Below are 14745 nucleotides of genomic sequence, written 5' to 3'. Positions count from 1 at the left end.
TTCGGTCTTTTTCCGTTATACCACAACAAAATCGGCCTTAATATTTTTTTTACACGAAAAATTCAGATCATCACGTATTCGTTTTGCCGCTTGTCCAGGTACATTTCGGTCATCTTCTCGGACTTGTGACCGAAAAGTTTTTGGGCAAATTCTTTTCCATAGGCCGCTTCGTATAGCCGACCTGACAGGCTCCGGATTTCATGAAATGTTGGCGGGGTATCGCTGAATGACAGGCCAGACAATTTTCTGGTATCTGCAAACTTTTTGGTGAGCCCGTCGGGGTGAATACTGCCATCCGGGCTGTTTTTTCTGATGCCAGCGCTGATTAAAAAATCTGACCGACTGACCAGCCTGCAGCGATCGACCACCGTACCGAGGCGCAGTCCAGCAGCAGGGAGGGTGAGCGACAGCGGGATCGCCAACATGACGCCTGTTTTTTGCTGAATTACGTGTAACCGGTCATCATAAATTTCAGAAAATCGCATGGTGGCCACATCCTCGCGGCGCTGCGCTGTAACCAATGCGAGATCCATCGCCAGCGGGAACCACACCGGCATCTGTTCCGCGGTGCTGCGCATATCGTGGAATACTTTCAGATCAAGTCTGTCGCGCTGCACTTTGATTCCCGGCGTACGGGTAGGGGTGACGGGGTTGTGCATGATATGGCCTTCAACGATCGCTTCCCTGAACACGTCGGACAAAACCGAGCGCATCCCGGCCGCCATTGTGTTTTTTCCCTCACTTACCCACGGATCAAGAAACTCTGCGATATGCCGGGTGCTGACTTCCTTCAATATCATCCCGCCCATCTTCTCTTTTACCGTTGCCAACTGGTTTCCGCGAATTTTGTATGTATTGGCTGAAAGGTCACGACGCTGCAGCAGCATGTCGTAACGGTCCAGCCATTTGCCAACGGTAAGAGTGTCTACCTCTTTCAGTTTTTCAATCAGTAAGCTCGGCGTGAAATTTTGTGCCAGATAATTATTTGCCTCGATAGCCTGGGCTACCGCATCCCTGCGGGCGATTTGCCCGAGGCAAATTTCTTTTTTTGTTAAGGGGTTGCGCCAGTAAAAAGATTTTACTGCTTTACGATACGTTAAATTCTTTGGCAGGTTCGCATCGTACTTTTCGCGACTCATGGATCAACCTCTCAAGTAGTGGGCTTTGCTTTCCTGTGCGCCCGTTCGGGTGGTGCTGCTCCAGCGTTTGCCCGGCCTTGTTCGGCTTAATGTAGAAAGCCTCCGGATCCACGCGATATTCTCGCCCGTGCAGTTCCGGCGGTGGATAAATATTGCCGTTGCGCGCCCAGCGCCTGAGCGTTACCAGTGATGGGGGATTCTCGTAATATTCAGCCGCCCACGTTGTCAGTGTTAATAATGGCATTTGGTCATGTCTCTTCATGACCGCCGCAAACTATACGCGCCTGCGGCGGCCGGGGTTGAACAACGATAATCAAGTCATAAAATCAGATGGTTAGTTAATCTCCAATGTTGGGATAAGCTCCAGCCCACGCCGGACGATTCCGGCATTGAGCAAACCTTTCTTTACGTATTTTCTTGCTTTTGTGTACCCCAATTGTTTAACGAGGCGGCGGCAATCAAACTCCTGACACAATGCGGGAGCGCGCCCGTGTATGCTGCAACCTGATTTTTCGAGGTATATGCATGTGAGATCGGACTTATGTGCCAGCATGACAATGCCTTTAGCGGCCATTTCGGGAACAAAATGAGGGACCGTCTGGAACTGCGAGGCATCATCACCTAATTCTGGATGGATGCTGATAGCATCGCCACGGCAACAGAGCGTGCATCCATTGCAGGGAACTGAAGTGTTTTTCATGCTGCAATTTCCTCCCTGCTGACACACAGTTCTGGCAGGTTGGCGCGAACCAGTGCTTCTGCAAATTGCGGCGGTACCGCGTTGCCGCAACGGGCCACTTGTTTGTCTTTCGAATAGCGCTGCCCGGTGTAGTCGCGGTCTATGATGTACCACTCCGGGAAGCCTTGGGCGCGATATAACTCGTGCGGCTGAAGCATGCGCATGCCAATATCAACGATGCGGTAAACGATGCCCTCGACCGTCACTAGGCCGTCGCTATCCTCGCCGCAATACTTCTTCAGGAATGCCAGCACTTCAAGCGCCCGACCTTCGTCATAGCCGTCGACAGCTAGGTTTGTCCTGACTTCGCCGAAATGCTGGCCACCGGCCGTAACGGTTTGCAGTGGTGTATCGGTTGGCTGCCCTGTATTGGTCCCGCGCATTTTGATGATGCTGGAAGTCACGATCGCGTGATGATCGGTGGTGGTTACTGTGTGCGCGGGTTCATCCAGTGAAATTCCGGCACCGGAGTAGTTGCCGCCAAAGTGTTTAATGAGGTTCGCGGCCACCAGAGCAAACTTGCCGCCGCCAGCTGTGATTGTTCCAAGTGGCTTATCCAGTTGAAGAACTCGGGGTGCCTGGCCAGGTCTTTCGCCGTAACCCATCTGGATCAGCACCGGCTTCACCAGCTGCGATTTACCGCCGCCACCCGCAGTAATCGTTGCGCTTGGCTCGTCGGCGCGGTGGCCGATGCTGGCACCGAACTGACGAGCAATGACCGGGGCAACAACACAGCAACGTGATTCTTTCAGAATGGTGTGAGCCGGTTTGGTCAGAGGGCGCGGCTTCGCCTGGTATTCACTGCCGCCGTTGCCAGAGAGGAACGGAGTCAGCGCCGCCGATACCATCCCGAGCGCATGCCCGTTTCCGCCAGGGCGCGCCGATGTGCCAGCTGTGACTGTCGGCACAGGTTCGGTGACAGGCTGCCCGGTCGCGCCGGTACGAAACTTGGTGAGGTGAGGAACGGCAATCGCGTAGCCTGGCGCTTTGGTAATGGTTTGCAGAGGATCGTTAAGTGATTGCCCACGGAAGCAGTCATATACAGTGCGCGTGCTGGTATGATTGCATTTCACGATGAATGGCGAGGCGCTGTCGATAACAAAGCGCTGGATGCCGCGGGCTATCCTGCGCAAAGTGTTCGCTGCCAGATCCTTCTTTCTGCCGAAAATTGACGGGCACGGTAGCGACCAGTCGATGCATTCTGCCGCTGAGCGCCATGGCTTCAGTAGGCCCGATTTTACTGCCTCCGACTTAGGGTCGCCGTGAGTTGCTTCCGGCCATGTAATCGGCTTCCCGTCACGGCGCATCACCATAAAGAAACGCTTCCGGATCGTCGGCGTACCATAGTCACAAGCTCGCAGCTCGCGAAATTCTACCTGATAGCCCAGGCCACGAATGAGGCGCTGGGCTTGCGCGCCCTCTGGCGAAATTTCCAGAAATTCACAGCACTCCGTCAGCGCGGGATGATCAGGTGCAATTCCGGTGCTCAGCATGTCGACGAACGCCTGGAATGTCTCGCCGACGCGCAGCGGGTCCGGGCGCATCTCGGGAACAAGCAGAGGGCCCCAGGTCTTAAATTCGCTGACGTTTTCGAGAATCGCCACGCGCATTTCAGTTTCCAGCGCCCAGCGCAGGGTAATCCACGCGAGGCCGCGAATCTCACGTTCCACTGGCTTTGCGCCCTTGGCTTTGGAGAAATGACGACAATCTGGAGAAAACCAAGCTAAACCTACTTTGCGCCCGGCGGTCGCCACCTTCGGCTTCACAGTGAAGACAGACTCGCAATAGTGGAGGGTGTCGGGGTGGTTGGTGCTGTGCATCGCCACCGCGTTCTGGTCATGGTTGATAGCAATGTCCACACTGCGGCCCAGCGCCATCTCAATGCCTGTTGACGCACCGCCGCCTCCGGCAAAGTTATCGACGATGATTTCTGAGATTTCTGAATTGTTCACGCATATTTCTCCATGGCTTCACACAGCGACTTAGCTGCGGTGACGATCGAAGGGACAGGCATGCGGTCGAGCCACATCCGGTTGATGTGATGCTGCAGGCGGCGCTGATGATGCGCCGGCAACTGCGCGGCGCTTTCGATTTGCGAGTAGATGGTCTGTACTTCGGCAGGCCAGACGGTTTCAGGCACCTCTGGCAGCAGCAGGTTTTCCAGCTCAATGATGCGCTGAATGGCGTAGTGCAGGGTGGTTTCCATTACGCACCCGCCTTAACGCAGGAGAAATTTTCCAGATTCACTTTTGCCTCGATGCCGACGCCGACTTCCTTGTTAACTGAAAGCATTTTTTCGCACTCAGTTTTCGTCAGTTTTTTCTCGGTGAACCTAGTCCAATTGGTCGGTGTGTTCCCTGGTTTGATCACGGTGGCGGTTACTTTAAATTTGGTCATGTCTCGTTACGCCCCTTGCGGGGCGCCTCAATTATTTTGATTGGGTTTTAATATGCAGGCGTGGCTGGCCATCTTTTGGCTCCGGCCACTGACGAGACTTATTGACCCCCAGCTTTTCAAACATCGCCTGTGTGATTTGCTCGTCGGTAATACCGGCGCCGCGCTGGGCGTCCCATAGTAAAAACTGCATGTACGCCCATTCGCTGAGGTCGCCGGGCTCAGCTGCGGCTTCCAGCGCCTCTTTTGCCAAATGCTTAAGTGGCCCCACAGGACCAACGCTACCGAACGTTTCACGCGACCATTCAGCATGTGCAACGCGGATTTTTTCGCGTTCGTCTGCTTTCCGGTATTCCTGAAGCTCTGCGCGCTCACTATCGGTCAGCGGCTGCGGGGCGGCGTAGAGCGGTTGATACAACCCCAGCAAGCTCGCCTCTTCGGAAAATGACCAGCGCGGGTTAGGATTGCCATTAATGTCAGTGGTGCGATATCGCCACGCCACAGGCTCCTGCTGCATCCCAGCCGGTGCTGGCTGCGGTGCGGCGTAGAGGGTGCGAACTTGATTACCGCAATCAGTTTCCTCGCCAACATCATTTTTCTCAATATCAAACCAACCGCCGCTTTCATCGAAAACCTGATACACAGGCTCCTGCTCCATGCCAGCCAGCAGCATGCGGGCCATTTTGCGAATCTCGTCGTTGACGTTGCACATGCGCTTGTCGTGGGCATATTGCTCGATGCGCTCTTTGGTGATTGTGGTCATGGCTTAGTCCTCCACATGCGGTCACATTCAGCCTTCCAACTATCCAGGTTATTTCTTGCTGTAGCATTCATAGCTCCGCCGAACCTCCCTTCTGTAGACTTGTTAGCGGAACCCAGTGAACAATTTTGTTTGAGTCGTAAGTCTTGCCACAAACCAGAATTGCGCCACCCGACTGGCGCAGATGAATTCCTACGCCATCCCCAAGAAGCTTTCCGTCTTCGCTCCAGCATCTAACCTCCGCCCCGTCCAGCGGTCGCTCCTGCGGGAAATAACACGCGTATAAATCATCACCGACTTTTAAGCGCATCACTCACCTCCCTGAATCTGTAGGGTGATGCCTTCTGACTTCAGAAATTCAATAAAATCTTCATTGAAACGCTTTTCGTTGAACTGTCCGCTTGCAGTGTTATATCTCGCATGCCACTTGTTCGGGAATTTCACTTTCTGCCTCTCCAGCAGCGCCTGCTCTGCGGATTCGGCGCGGTCAGAAAGATACACGGCCTCATCATCAACCCAGCAGCCCTCGTCGTGGTCGTATCTGTGAGCGAAGAACTCTCCGTTCTCGTCCTTTTCAGCCAGCGTGAAGCTGTCGTATGGACCCCCGTAGGTCGGCACATAACCGAGTTCTGGATGGTCAAGCCACAGGAAGAACGGGCGGCCACTGATCGGGCAGGTGTCCGGCTTCCATTGCTTGTTGGTGTTCGTAGCGGCGGTCAGTTCAGCCACTTTTTTCTGCTCTGCGGATTCGGCGCGGGATTGCAGTTGGCGTGCGAACTCCATCTGGCTGACTCCCTGCTTTTCTGCTAGCTCAGACGTCCAGCCCATTGCGGCAGCGAGTTTGTCATACTCCCCGCACAGCATCGCCGCTCCTTCATCATGGAAACTTTGCGCCAGCTCCAGCTCAGCAATGCGCTTATCTTTGGCGGCCAGTCCGGTGCCATCGACAATGCTCTCAACGTGGTGATAAACGGACTGGTGTTCTTCGTCGGTCAAATTGCGCTTAATGTCGGACTCAATGGAGCCGACGACATAGGAGACAAATCCCTCCAGTGAGCTGAACATCGCCGAGCTGATCGCTTCTTTGGTCATTGGTGTAGTCATGCTGCGCTCTCCTGTTTCTGTGCAGCCTGGTTAATCCACAGGCATTCCGTTCTTTGTACCGAACCGGCGCAGCCATTGGCCGCCGTTGTTCTGGTGACACGCTGCCATCCCCGCAGATGGTCGTTGTAGAGCTCGCTGTCATATCCGCAAACAATGACCATTCCCGTTAAATCCTGCAGTACATCCAGCAGATAAATGTGGTCCTCATCCGTCATTTCGAATCGGTATGCGCTATTTTTGGCAGTCTCAACTCGTGTTTCATGGATATAGGGTGGATCAACAAAATGTAGTGTTGATGCGGTGTCGTGGTCACGCATGCACTGGAGAGCGTCGCGGTTCTCAACAAGTACCCCCGCAAACCGACTGGCCACAACTGCGAGATTATCTGGTTGTCGTGCCCAGATAGCCTGCGCGGTAGCGCTGTTGCGTCTGGTGTCGAGGCGAAAGCCGGTGCAACCTTTTGTGGCTCCGGCGCTGCCAAACCCCATCGTTGCGCGGACAATAAGACGACGGGCCTGCTCAACCGGGTTGTCGGTTGATTCGTAGGCGCAACTGAACTCTTCGCGTGAATATGGAGTAAGGGCACATGCATCGATGAGGGCTTGGCTGTTTGCAGGGTCACGTAGAACGCGGAATAAATTCACCACGTCACCATCCAAATCGTTATAAACCTCGGCTTCGCTCGGTTCCTTTTTTAGGAGGACAGATGCAGCGCCGCCAAACGGTTCAACGTAACAACGGTGCGGCGGAAAATGGCTGATAATCCATGAGGCAAGCCGAAACTTCCCGCCGTGATAGCGAATAGCTGGATGTTTGATTTTCATGCGTTTCCCTCTACACGTTTAAACTCAATAACCCACACCCACGGATTAGCCTTCCAGCTTTCCTCGCCATAGATGGAGTCCCATAGCTCACGGAATGCTAAACCGGCTTCCATTGGGCCAGATGCTGCAATAACACCCTCAGCGCGAGCATCGTCCTGGCTCATACTCCGTAGGCGCTCCACGCGCACTTCGGTAATTTCCAGCAGCAGGCGGGATGCCCAACGAGGCATGTGAATAGCAGGCTTCCAGCCGTAACGGATGTTGTCGTCCATATCCTGATATTCCGGGCGCGGTCCGCCATCAGCTGCATATTGGCAAAATTCCGGTTTTTCGAATGGCGTGCTGTCTTTGAGGTAGGCGTCCATTTTGTCGTAATCGAAAAGAGGCCCCTGGAATGTCTCGCGCACCCAGATGCGGTCGCCTGCTTTTCCGAATGGGCATGGGAAAACAGTGCTTTCGCCGTGCCATCCATGCCACTGAAAACCATCATCGATACATCTGACGGAAACCGGTGTATCAGGGTGATCTCCGGCAGGTTGATTTTTCATAATTCGCCGTGTCTGCGTTTTCTGACCGCTCAGCAGCGCCCGGACCATTTCGCCGTTGAAAATCATGCCGCGCTCTTTCATGCTGACGCTCCTTTGACTAATTCGGAAAATGTAGAGCGCCACATATGCCCGCCGCGAATGCCTAACTGCCTGGCTAGATCAACCATTGCGAGCAGTTTGCTATCTCCGAACCCAGCCGATGACTCCTGGAGGTCTACAAAATCTTTGCTGTGTGCGCACCACTGGCTTCCATCTGGCACAAGAACTACTCCAATGACACTTGCGAACATGTCTGCGTCGGCATCATCGCAGTGCCATTTTTCCGCCAACTCATTTACACGTGATTCACGTGCGCCCAGAGCGCTTGCTTCAACCAGCATTTCCCAAGCTGCTCTGCGATCAGTAACATCAACTGACCATGAGCATCTGGCGAAATCTGAATCGCGAATATCAGTAATTGAATCTGATCCAGGCTTATAAATCAGATCTCCATTTTCATGCAGGTAGTACCATCCGATGATGCTCATTCTGCCTTCTCCCCGCGCAGCTGCTGGGCGTAGTAATCACGCAGCGCACCTGAAGCTACTGAGATCAGCGTGTAGAAATCACAAACAACCGTCTCGCCGCTGTGCTGCTCTGAATTTGCAATCGTAGTTAGCGCCTTGACCAAAGGTGCCGAGTCCTGCGCCTTCACATCTGCGATAAAGCGATCGGTGGCTGGGGTTTCCGGTACGTAGTCCATTGCATCGCTGTACATCTCAACGTCTGGATGAAAAATCCAACAATCATTCTTGATGAAGTTCTTCAGCCCCGCATTCTCCGCCGCCAGCGCAACGCGCTGTGCTTCGAGAGTTGCGTAATCGTCAAAGGAGACATATTCACCGTCCGGGCATTCCTCACGGAAAGCAGAATATTTTGATCTGAAATCATCGAAATAATGAAAGTCATAACGTTCAATGTTGCTCACGCTGCACCTCCTTTGCTTTTGATTAAATTGAATGGGATGTCGACTTCGTCGCCGAGTGTGGACGCGATGGCCCTGCATGCCGCGATAAGTGGGGAGGGGCCATTGCCATGCAAATGTCTGGCTTCAGCACCCTCGGCTTTATCTGCCCACCATTCAGTGCTTTCCGGGTCTGGCATCAGGTCGAGGCGGTAGCGCTCGATAAGTGGGCCACCGACACGCCAGCTTGAGGAAGGGCGGAATCCATCGCCTGCAGCGCGAATTACTGAAAATTCTTCGCCGTATTTTTTGCCGTTCACCACCCGGTCGACTGCGAAGTCGAGAGCGGAGCCAGTGAGCTCGTAAATTTTCATGCGCTTTTTCATACGTTCACCCCGTAGAAGGAGAGGACACGCTGCATCGCAGGGCTGCGACGGCATTCCTGGAAAATCACGTTTTCTGTGTTTTTGCGGAGCTTGTTGCGGTATTTCGTGGCCGGGCTGCGCTGGCGGTTAAATTCAGCAATAGCTTTTTCATCACAGAACACGCCGCATTTACTAAGCCGGATAACTTCACCGGACTTAGCCGCCAGGGTTAGATACCGGTTTGCAGTCTCCAGGCAGACATCAAACATCTTGGCAATCTGCCCGGGAGTGACCCGACCTTGCTCGTTAGCCAGATCGATAATCTGGCGCACTCGCGTTTTCTTCGTTTCTTCTGAATGTTGTCCAGTCATAGAAATCACAGGCGACCGTTACCGGCCGCCAGTCTCCTGTTATGCGCCGATGTATTCCGGTTTCATGTCGTTGAGAGTGAGGGTGTAGCCATCGAACAGCTCGCCGAGGTGCTGTTTAGCGGCGTTCAGCGCATTCTCCAGCGCCTGGAACTTATCCGCCGCGTCCGGTTCATCTGGGTTCGGGAGGTCGTTAATCTGTTTTTCGATGCGCATCACGGCGTTCAGGTGATGGTGTCGGCCAACAACCTTGCCTTTCAACTCGGTATACAGATCGATACCGATTGAATTTCTCTTACCCTCAACCTCCTGGCGAAGCTCGGTTGTTACCTCAGTGCTTTCCGCATCCTCGATGCGCTGGCGGAAATCGCTACCCCATGAGTCACGCTCTTCGTAAAACGTCTGAATCGCATCAGAAGTGTCGATTACTGGACTTTCATCCATCGCTCGGATGTTAACGCGATCAGCTGCTGATAATGGGTTGATCTCTTTTTCGAGATGGCCTTCCAGCTCCTCTTTCGTGTAAACACCCAGGATGACGTCAGGCGTATACAGGCGTGCCCAGTATTTGAGGGCCAGATAAGCAATCTGTTGCTTGGGATTAGTTACCCAGAGTGGGGAGTTACGGATAACCACACTGGAGAGATAGACTGGCTCACCCCAGGTGATCTCTCTTTCTCCACGGAGAACAGCACCTACCTGAACGAATGCCCCATTTTCGTCAGAGTCATTCCAGGCCCTGATTCGTTCTGTTGTTGTGTATTCGCTGTTATTTTTCCCGCGTTTCTTTACCGTGACTTCTTTGGTGCCTGTGCATTTTGACCAGTCGCCACCGTACTTGTAGTGGAAACGCCCGGTAACGGCATCGGAACTTGAGATAACTGCGTTGACCAGTTGGGCCTCATAGCCGAGTTTGCCACCGACCAGGTGAGTCTTCTGTGCAACAGCATAGGGATTCATTCCCCACTGCATGGCCTGCATCACGATTGCCATGCAGTCGGCAGGTTTCCCGGCCAGGTGTTCCGGAACTGAAACGCGAGAGTCAGCCATCAGGTTTGCAAACGCCGTTAACTGAGTGAGCATCGGCACATTGAATATTGCGTTACTGGCAGTAATTGTCGTCGGAGCGTTGAGCTGGTCTTCAGAGTAATTAGTCATCATCATTTTCCTTACATCGCGCTCAACGCTTCGTAGCGGCGCAGGTCGTAGTCGTTGAGTTCATCGGTATAGTCATCAGTGATTGGCGCAGGCCAGCTTCCGGACATCGTGCAATCGTTGATGGTTTGCAGGGCGCGGCGGTATTCCAGACGGCCCAACTCAAGTTCGTCAACAGACGCTTCAACGACCGCAATCCAGTGGTACCCTTCATCCCTGCAGACGAAAATCCAGGAGAACTGATCGAGGTTTGCAACGTCGCAGTACATGGCGGCGCTCAAGTGGTAATCGCGGTCGATGATTTCCCGGTGCAGACGGGCTCGTAAGTTCTCCTGCTTCACATAGCCCAGGCTGATGGTCTTCAGATCACCACCGATACGGGAATGAGGGAGCTGGATTTCCAGGTCGGGACGCACTCTCACTTCGAGGCCTGTCTCTTCATCGAACCCGAAATAGCTGATTTCCGACTGACGGGCAGGGTGGTTTAGCAGGCGGCTGGCGCTCGGGTGGGCCTGCAGAGCAGCGCTGATGTTTTTGGCCTGTTCGTACATATCCAGGCTGATCATGATTTTGCCGGCGGCGGCGATTTCCTGCTGTTTATGCCAGTCGTCAGCGGTCATCACGTCCGGGCGCAGTGTGCGAACAATCTCGGTGAGTTGCTCCTTCGTGCCGCTGAAGTTGTATGGCACAAATTTGGCGCGTTCGGCAGCAGCCATATCCGGTGCGACAGTGGCAATCTGGTCCAGAAGTTGATCGCGAGTGCCGCTGGTCTTGAGCAGCGCGGGCAGGCTGGCGTTGTATTCTTTGATACAGCCCTTCTGCTGTGTAGCCGTTTGCTTAGTGTCGGCAGGCAGGCGTTGGAAATCTTCAGGCAGGGACATGTACAGAAGGCCAGTTTCTTCGGCGCTGCCACTGAGCGAAAGCGGGGGAGTCAAATCGTTGTTGTACGCTTCAATCCAGCCTTTCAGTTCGTCCGGAGTCATTAGCGCTGGCAGACTGGCGTTGTATTCCTTAATGATGGCCTGCAGATCTCCGGTGGTGGAGACCACGCCGTCGGGCATTTCTGCCGGTACCGCAAATTCCTCGTGGAATTTTTCAGGTTCCAGCACGTAGCCATGCACGACGGTACCGCGTTTCATCGCGTCGTTTTGCGTGCGCGGGATTGCTTTGGTGACGTGGCGGCCACAGTAGAACATCGGGCTGATGCGCACATCTTTCAGCATGGTGCTGCTCACGCCGTTGGCGGCGTGGTAAACGTCGTTTGGCAGATTTTCGTATCGGCCTGGCTCAAAGTGGGTTGGCCATTGCTTTACTTCTGCCTCGATTTCTTCCTGATCCTGGCTCGCGAGATGTGGTGCGTTAGCTGCCAAAATTTCTGATGCAGTCGGTTCTACGGCAGTTGTTTCTTCACCAGCTTCACCACGGCTTTTGCCTGCCTGCAGCGCATCACCAGCCTGTTCTTCATCAATGACAGCTTCTTGAATCTGCACATCGCTGGTGGTCTCCACTTCACTTTTTTCGCCTTCATTTGAGGCGGTTTTTGCCAGGTCCTCGTGAACCCAATTCGAGGCTTCAGGGTCGCTGATGCCCTCCACAAACTCCCCACGTCCTGCAGCAAGTTGCTTATTAACATCCTGCTGCTTTTCGGACTCATTGAGTGATTGTTCACCCATGAGATTTTCAACCGAAAAGACTCCGGCCCCGAGGTTTTCAATTTGCGGTTGCTGCGTGGTGTTTGAATCCGCGGAGTTACGCGCTGAGCGTGGGTCTTCATTCCATTCCGGATAGCCTTTGCAGCGCTCGCCATTTTCATAGACGCCGTTCTCCGTGAACCAGTCACGAGTCAGTGCGCGGAGTTCGAAGTAAGTTTTCCCAGAATTCCATTCGATTGCCCGGGTGACGAGGAAAATGGTGTCGGCATTAAAATCGAGAATGTCGGTGGTTTTCCCCAGCACCTTGAGGGCAATGTCGAAAACATCTTCGTTACGTTCCACGAGCGCTTTTGCTCCGGCGAGCTGCGGGCGAGAAACTTTTCCTGGCTCTGCCTCCGGGTACAGCAGCGCGACCGCAACCTCTATTTGAAGGTTCGCCATGCTTTGGGAGACAGCGCGTTTGTAGGGGGCTGCATCCTGTAAAGGTGGTGTGGTGGAGTTGCCGCCGTCGGTACTGGTGTGTGGCACTTCGCTGATACGATTACCAGCCTCCCATTCATGCACCAGAATGCCGCGGTCGAGGTAATCGGTAGCGAGCCAGATTTTTGTGAATTTCAGCAGCGTGCCAAGTTCATGCCGTTTCTCGCGAAGAAACGCTCTTTGCACCGCGTCGGTGTAACGACGCAGGTCTTTGGTATCACAATTTTTAAGTTCGTCGAATTGCTCACCGGCCAGCAGCAGGTTCTGAACGTACGAGTTATCCGTGTCCATTTCGATAGCAGTGATAGCTGCGTGCTCCGCGCGGGTGACGTGGTGGCGCTGTTCTGTGGCGTTCTGGTCTGCGGTTAACTGGGCGATCAGGCGTTTGCGGAACGGCAGGGTAACTACGGCGTAGCGGGTGTTCTTGTCGTCGCTTTCATCGACCACCAGGCCGTTTTCGACGGTGACGGTTGCTGTTGTGTCCACGGTACCGGCTTTATCGACATCGATGATTTCACCTGTGTTCGTGTCTACGCCATCGACGATGGTAGTGTCGATACCGGCCACAACCTTTTCTTCACGTACTGCGCCAGGGATAACCGCCCAGGTCATACCGTCGTCGCCGAGCTGGAAGAAGTTGCACCAGTCGAAATCAATTTCACCTTCCTCCGGCAGCTCGTCCACTACCGGGAAGTTCGTCACGACCGGGCGGAAGTAGTTTCCGGCGTCTTTGCCTGCATCCTCCAGCGCGTTCTCTGCATCGCGCAGGGCGCGGGTGTCAGTCATCGCAGATTCCCAAAACACAGCAGTTGGCTCGCCGCTTTGTTTCTTCGCCCTGTGATGGATGAAGTACGGTTTTTTCTCACTCATTACTATTTTTCCTCATTCCGTGTAGAATAGAGGCGTCCAGTGTCCGCCTCGGTGGTCATTGGTCATGTCTCTGCTGGTCGGTTTGGTCGCCGACCTGCACATCGAGAGATGTAAAATTTGGAATCAGCCCGCCTCGTGCGGGCTTTTTTCTTTATTACTTTCTTCTTCGCTTTCTGAAAAAGTTTCAGCCAGCGCCCCGAGCAGGCCCATTAAGAGCATTTTTTTGAGCACACCAGCTTTGTCGGCATCGCCAACTAGCACGCCTGCATCAGGATATTTATTTTGAGCAGCAGCTCTTACTGCATGGTCCATACAGCAATAATCGCCAACATTTTTCCCATCAATACCGACAAGAGAGAATGGTTTAATTAATCCGCTGTCTGAATTGTTCTGGCAAATATAACCTGCTAACTCGCCATCAATTTCAAGCCCTGCATAACGAGGGAATTGACTTGTAAGAGATTCAATCTTGGCTGCGATTTCTTTCGTTTTGATGCTCATTCAATTTTCCTTCTTTAGGTAATAGAATCCCATGCCATTGCTGGCACATATTTTTGCAACATTGGAAAGCCCCAATTAATTGACGCTTTCAGATATTGCAATGAATAACAGGTCTCCGGAGTATCGAGGCCGTTGGTCAGGCGGCTACCCTCGCTGTTATTATTGCCCGCTGGCTGCGGAATCTTTATTACGGTTCGTTTGCCATCTGGTCGCACTCGGCGCAGCGGTCACAGCAATACAACCGCTCTTCGCTCAGCCACATTGTTCCGGAGCGGAAGTGCAGCCTGGACTTTACTGCCTTTTCTTTTTCAACATCGTTCTGGCACAGGTGGTACTGGCATTCGATGAACTCCCTGTCTGGGTCGCCTTTCTGTGCCAGCGTGTAACACAACAGGCGGACTTTGACACCAATCCATGATAGCGAGATGGCCTGTGTCTGCGCTGGCTTGCGCATCAGGTCAGCGGTGCTCCTAATCTGTAGATTCATCACTAACCTCCACGCCTTGAGTTCTGAGGTGATTAATAATTTCTTCGTTGTCAAAGTAACCCAGAGCCTCCGAAACTTTAGCTTCGGTGTAAATCCATTCGGCTATATTATCAATGCCGATTAATTCCAGCATTTTGTTAATTCCGCCTTCGGCTTCTGAGATTTCATCAATCACGTTCACCACATTAACACCATCAATATCAACGTTTAATTTTGTTGAGCTATCTGGCCTGATGGTAATATTATCTGCTTCCAATTCTAAATTTACTTTCATTGGTCATGTCTCTGCTGTGATTAAACAAATTTTGTGGTGTGGTGCCGGGTGCCTCCCGGTGACGATAACCAGTTAACAAATATCGCCGGCTACTTTTCCACCCAAACAATAAGGACTTGTTGGCATTTTTAACTGTACCGCG

The 14745-nt window shown here is 53.2% G+C and carries 18 protein-coding genes and 1 pseudogene; all 19 read right to left on the bottom strand.

Going from position 1 to position 14745, the window contains the following annotated elements; all coding sequences use genetic code 11:
- Window positions 1–62 precede the first annotated feature (62 nt).
- The 19 genes and pseudogenes from ACLW56_RS10145 to ACLW56_RS10055 all read right to left on the bottom strand — a co-directional run bounded on the left by ACLW56_RS10145 (window position 63) and on the right by ACLW56_RS10055 (window position 14603).
- Complete coding sequence (locus ACLW56_RS10145) at window positions 63–1139, bottom strand: tyrosine-type recombinase/integrase (RefSeq protein ID WP_330983658.1); 1077 nt, start codon at window positions 1137–1139, stop codon at window positions 63–65.
- Window positions 1087–1383 carry an excisionase gene (locus ACLW56_RS10140; protein ID WP_330983657.1) on the bottom strand — a complete coding sequence of 99 codons (297 nt, stop codon included), beginning with the start codon at window positions 1381–1383 and terminating at the stop codon, window positions 1087–1089. The genes ACLW56_RS10145 and ACLW56_RS10140 overlap by 53 nt, the downstream gene beginning before the upstream one ends.
- 90 nt (window positions 1384–1473) lie before the next feature.
- Entirely contained in the window at window positions 1474–1839 is a 366-nt protein-coding gene (locus ACLW56_RS10135) for a YkgJ family cysteine cluster protein (protein ID WP_330983656.1), read from the bottom strand.
- Window positions 1836–3815, bottom strand: a complete 1980-nt coding sequence (locus tag ACLW56_RS10130; RefSeq protein WP_330983693.1) for a DNA cytosine methyltransferase — start codon at window positions 3813–3815, stop codon at window positions 1836–1838. Before ACLW56_RS10130 ends, ACLW56_RS10135 begins: the two co-directional genes overlap by 4 nt.
- A gap of 11 nt (window positions 3816–3826) precedes the next feature.
- Window positions 3827–4084: a hypothetical protein gene (locus ACLW56_RS10125; protein ID WP_330983655.1), complete on the bottom strand. Its 258-nt coding sequence runs from the start codon at window positions 4082–4084 to the stop codon at window positions 3827–3829.
- Window positions 4084–4275, bottom strand: coding sequence for a DUF1187 family protein (locus tag ACLW56_RS10120; RefSeq protein WP_330983654.1), 192 nt, complete (start codon window positions 4273–4275; stop codon window positions 4084–4086). The genes ACLW56_RS10125 and ACLW56_RS10120 overlap by 1 nt, the downstream gene beginning before the upstream one ends.
- 40 nt (window positions 4276–4315) lie before the next feature.
- A pseudogene (locus tag ACLW56_RS10115) lies at window positions 4316–4681 on the bottom strand (dATP/dGTP pyrophosphohydrolase domain-containing protein); the annotation flags it as partial.
- A gap of 660 nt (window positions 4682–5341) precedes the next feature.
- On the bottom strand, window positions 5342–6136 hold the full coding sequence (locus ACLW56_RS10110; protein WP_330983653.1) for a hypothetical protein: 795 nt from the start codon (window positions 6134–6136) through the stop codon (window positions 5342–5344).
- Window positions 6133–6960, bottom strand: a complete 828-nt coding sequence (locus tag ACLW56_RS10105; RefSeq protein ID WP_330983652.1) for a DNA adenine methylase — start codon at window positions 6958–6960, stop codon at window positions 6133–6135. Before ACLW56_RS10105 ends, ACLW56_RS10110 begins: the two co-directional genes overlap by 4 nt.
- A complete protein-coding gene (locus ACLW56_RS10100; RefSeq protein WP_330983651.1) occupies window positions 6957–7589 on the bottom strand; it encodes a morphogenetic protein in 633 nt (210 codons plus the stop codon). The genes ACLW56_RS10105 and ACLW56_RS10100 overlap by 4 nt, the downstream gene beginning before the upstream one ends.
- Complete coding sequence (locus ACLW56_RS10095) at window positions 7586–8035, bottom strand: hypothetical protein (RefSeq protein WP_330983650.1); 450 nt, start codon at window positions 8033–8035, stop codon at window positions 7586–7588. The genes ACLW56_RS10100 and ACLW56_RS10095 overlap by 4 nt, the downstream gene beginning before the upstream one ends.
- Window positions 8032–8475, bottom strand: a complete 444-nt coding sequence (locus ACLW56_RS10090) for a hypothetical protein (RefSeq protein WP_330983649.1) — start codon at window positions 8473–8475, stop codon at window positions 8032–8034. The genes ACLW56_RS10095 and ACLW56_RS10090 overlap by 4 nt, the downstream gene beginning before the upstream one ends.
- Window positions 8472–8825, bottom strand: coding sequence for a phage protein NinX family protein (locus ACLW56_RS10085; protein ID WP_330983648.1), 354 nt, complete (start codon window positions 8823–8825; stop codon window positions 8472–8474). The genes ACLW56_RS10090 and ACLW56_RS10085 overlap by 4 nt, the downstream gene beginning before the upstream one ends.
- A gap of 8 nt (window positions 8826–8833) precedes the next feature.
- Window positions 8834–9187: a DUF977 family protein gene (locus ACLW56_RS10080; RefSeq protein ID WP_330983647.1), complete on the bottom strand. Its 354-nt coding sequence runs from the start codon at window positions 9185–9187 to the stop codon at window positions 8834–8836.
- A 39-nt stretch (window positions 9188–9226) separates the two neighbouring features.
- Window positions 9227–10348, bottom strand: a complete 1122-nt coding sequence (locus tag ACLW56_RS10075) for a RecT family recombinase (protein WP_330983646.1) — start codon at window positions 10346–10348, stop codon at window positions 9227–9229.
- Window positions 10349–10353: 5 nt separating this feature from the next.
- On the bottom strand, window positions 10354–13341 hold the full coding sequence (locus ACLW56_RS10070; RefSeq protein ID WP_330983645.1) for a RecE family exodeoxyribonuclease: 2988 nt from the start codon (window positions 13339–13341) through the stop codon (window positions 10354–10356).
- A gap of 123 nt (window positions 13342–13464) precedes the next feature.
- Window positions 13465–13842, bottom strand: a complete 378-nt coding sequence (locus tag ACLW56_RS10065; RefSeq protein ID WP_330983644.1) for a hypothetical protein — start codon at window positions 13840–13842, stop codon at window positions 13465–13467.
- A 187-nt stretch (window positions 13843–14029) separates the two neighbouring features.
- A complete protein-coding gene (locus ACLW56_RS10060) occupies window positions 14030–14329 on the bottom strand; it encodes a YdaE family protein (RefSeq protein WP_330983643.1) in 300 nt (99 codons plus the stop codon).
- Window positions 14313–14603 carry a hypothetical protein gene (locus ACLW56_RS10055; RefSeq protein WP_330983642.1) on the bottom strand — a complete coding sequence of 97 codons (291 nt, stop codon included), beginning with the start codon at window positions 14601–14603 and terminating at the stop codon, window positions 14313–14315. Before ACLW56_RS10055 ends, ACLW56_RS10060 begins: the two co-directional genes overlap by 17 nt.
- Between the last annotated feature and the right edge of the window lie 142 nt (window positions 14604–14745).

Origin of the sequence: Pantoea sp. sgz302252 (assembly GCF_047713085.1) — a bacterium.
Taxonomy (GTDB): Bacteria; Pseudomonadota; Gammaproteobacteria; order Enterobacterales; family Enterobacteriaceae; genus Scandinavium.
The sequence above is the reverse complement of the archived record's forward strand: the minus strand, read 5'-3'. Positions and strand labels throughout refer to the sequence as shown.

Bases quoted from the DNA above. Each gene is read 5' to 3' on its own strand.
- ACLW56_RS10145 (WP_330983658.1), bottom strand. From the start codon at position 1,139: ATGAGTCGCGAAAAGTACGATGCGAACCTGCCAAAGAATTTAACGTAT.
- ACLW56_RS10140 (WP_330983657.1), bottom strand. From the start codon at position 1,383: ATGCCATTATTAACACTGACAACGTGGGCGGCTGAATATTACGAGAAT.
- ACLW56_RS10135 (WP_330983656.1), bottom strand. From the start codon at position 1,839: ATGAAAAACACTTCAGTTCCCTGCAATGGATGCACGCTCTGTTGCCGT.
- ACLW56_RS10125 (WP_330983655.1), bottom strand. From the start codon at position 4,084: ATGGAAACCACCCTGCACTACGCCATTCAGCGCATCATTGAGCTGGAA.
- ACLW56_RS10120 (WP_330983654.1), bottom strand. From the start codon at position 4,275: ATGACCAAATTTAAAGTAACCGCCACCGTGATCAAACCAGGGAACACA.
- ACLW56_RS10110 (WP_330983653.1), bottom strand. From the start codon at position 6,136: ATGACTACACCAATGACCAAAGAAGCGATCAGCTCGGCGATGTTCAGC.
- ACLW56_RS10105 (WP_330983652.1), bottom strand. From the start codon at position 6,960: ATGAAAATCAAACATCCAGCTATTCGCTATCACGGCGGGAAGTTTCGG.
- ACLW56_RS10100 (WP_330983651.1), bottom strand. From the start codon at position 7,589: ATGAAAGAGCGCGGCATGATTTTCAACGGCGAAATGGTCCGGGCGCTG.
- ACLW56_RS10095 (WP_330983650.1), bottom strand. From the start codon at position 8,035: ATGAGCATCATCGGATGGTACTACCTGCATGAAAATGGAGATCTGATT.
- ACLW56_RS10085 (WP_330983648.1), bottom strand. From the start codon at position 8,825: ATGAAAATTTACGAGCTCACTGGCTCCGCTCTCGACTTCGCAGTCGAC.
- ACLW56_RS10080 (WP_330983647.1), bottom strand. From the start codon at position 9,187: ATGACTGGACAACATTCAGAAGAAACGAAGAAAACGCGAGTGCGCCAG.
- ACLW56_RS10075 (WP_330983646.1), bottom strand. From the start codon at position 10,348: ATGATGATGACTAATTACTCTGAAGACCAGCTCAACGCTCCGACGACA.
- ACLW56_RS10070 (WP_330983645.1), bottom strand. From the start codon at position 13,341: ATGAGTGAGAAAAAACCGTACTTCATCCATCACAGGGCGAAGAAACAA.
- ACLW56_RS10065 (WP_330983644.1), bottom strand. From the start codon at position 13,842: ATGAGCATCAAAACGAAAGAAATCGCAGCCAAGATTGAATCTCTTACA.
- ACLW56_RS10060 (WP_330983643.1), bottom strand. From the start codon at position 14,329: ATGAATCTACAGATTAGGAGCACCGCTGACCTGATGCGCAAGCCAGCG.
- ACLW56_RS10055 (WP_330983642.1), bottom strand. From the start codon at position 14,603: ATGAAAGTAAATTTAGAATTGGAAGCAGATAATATTACCATCAGGCCA.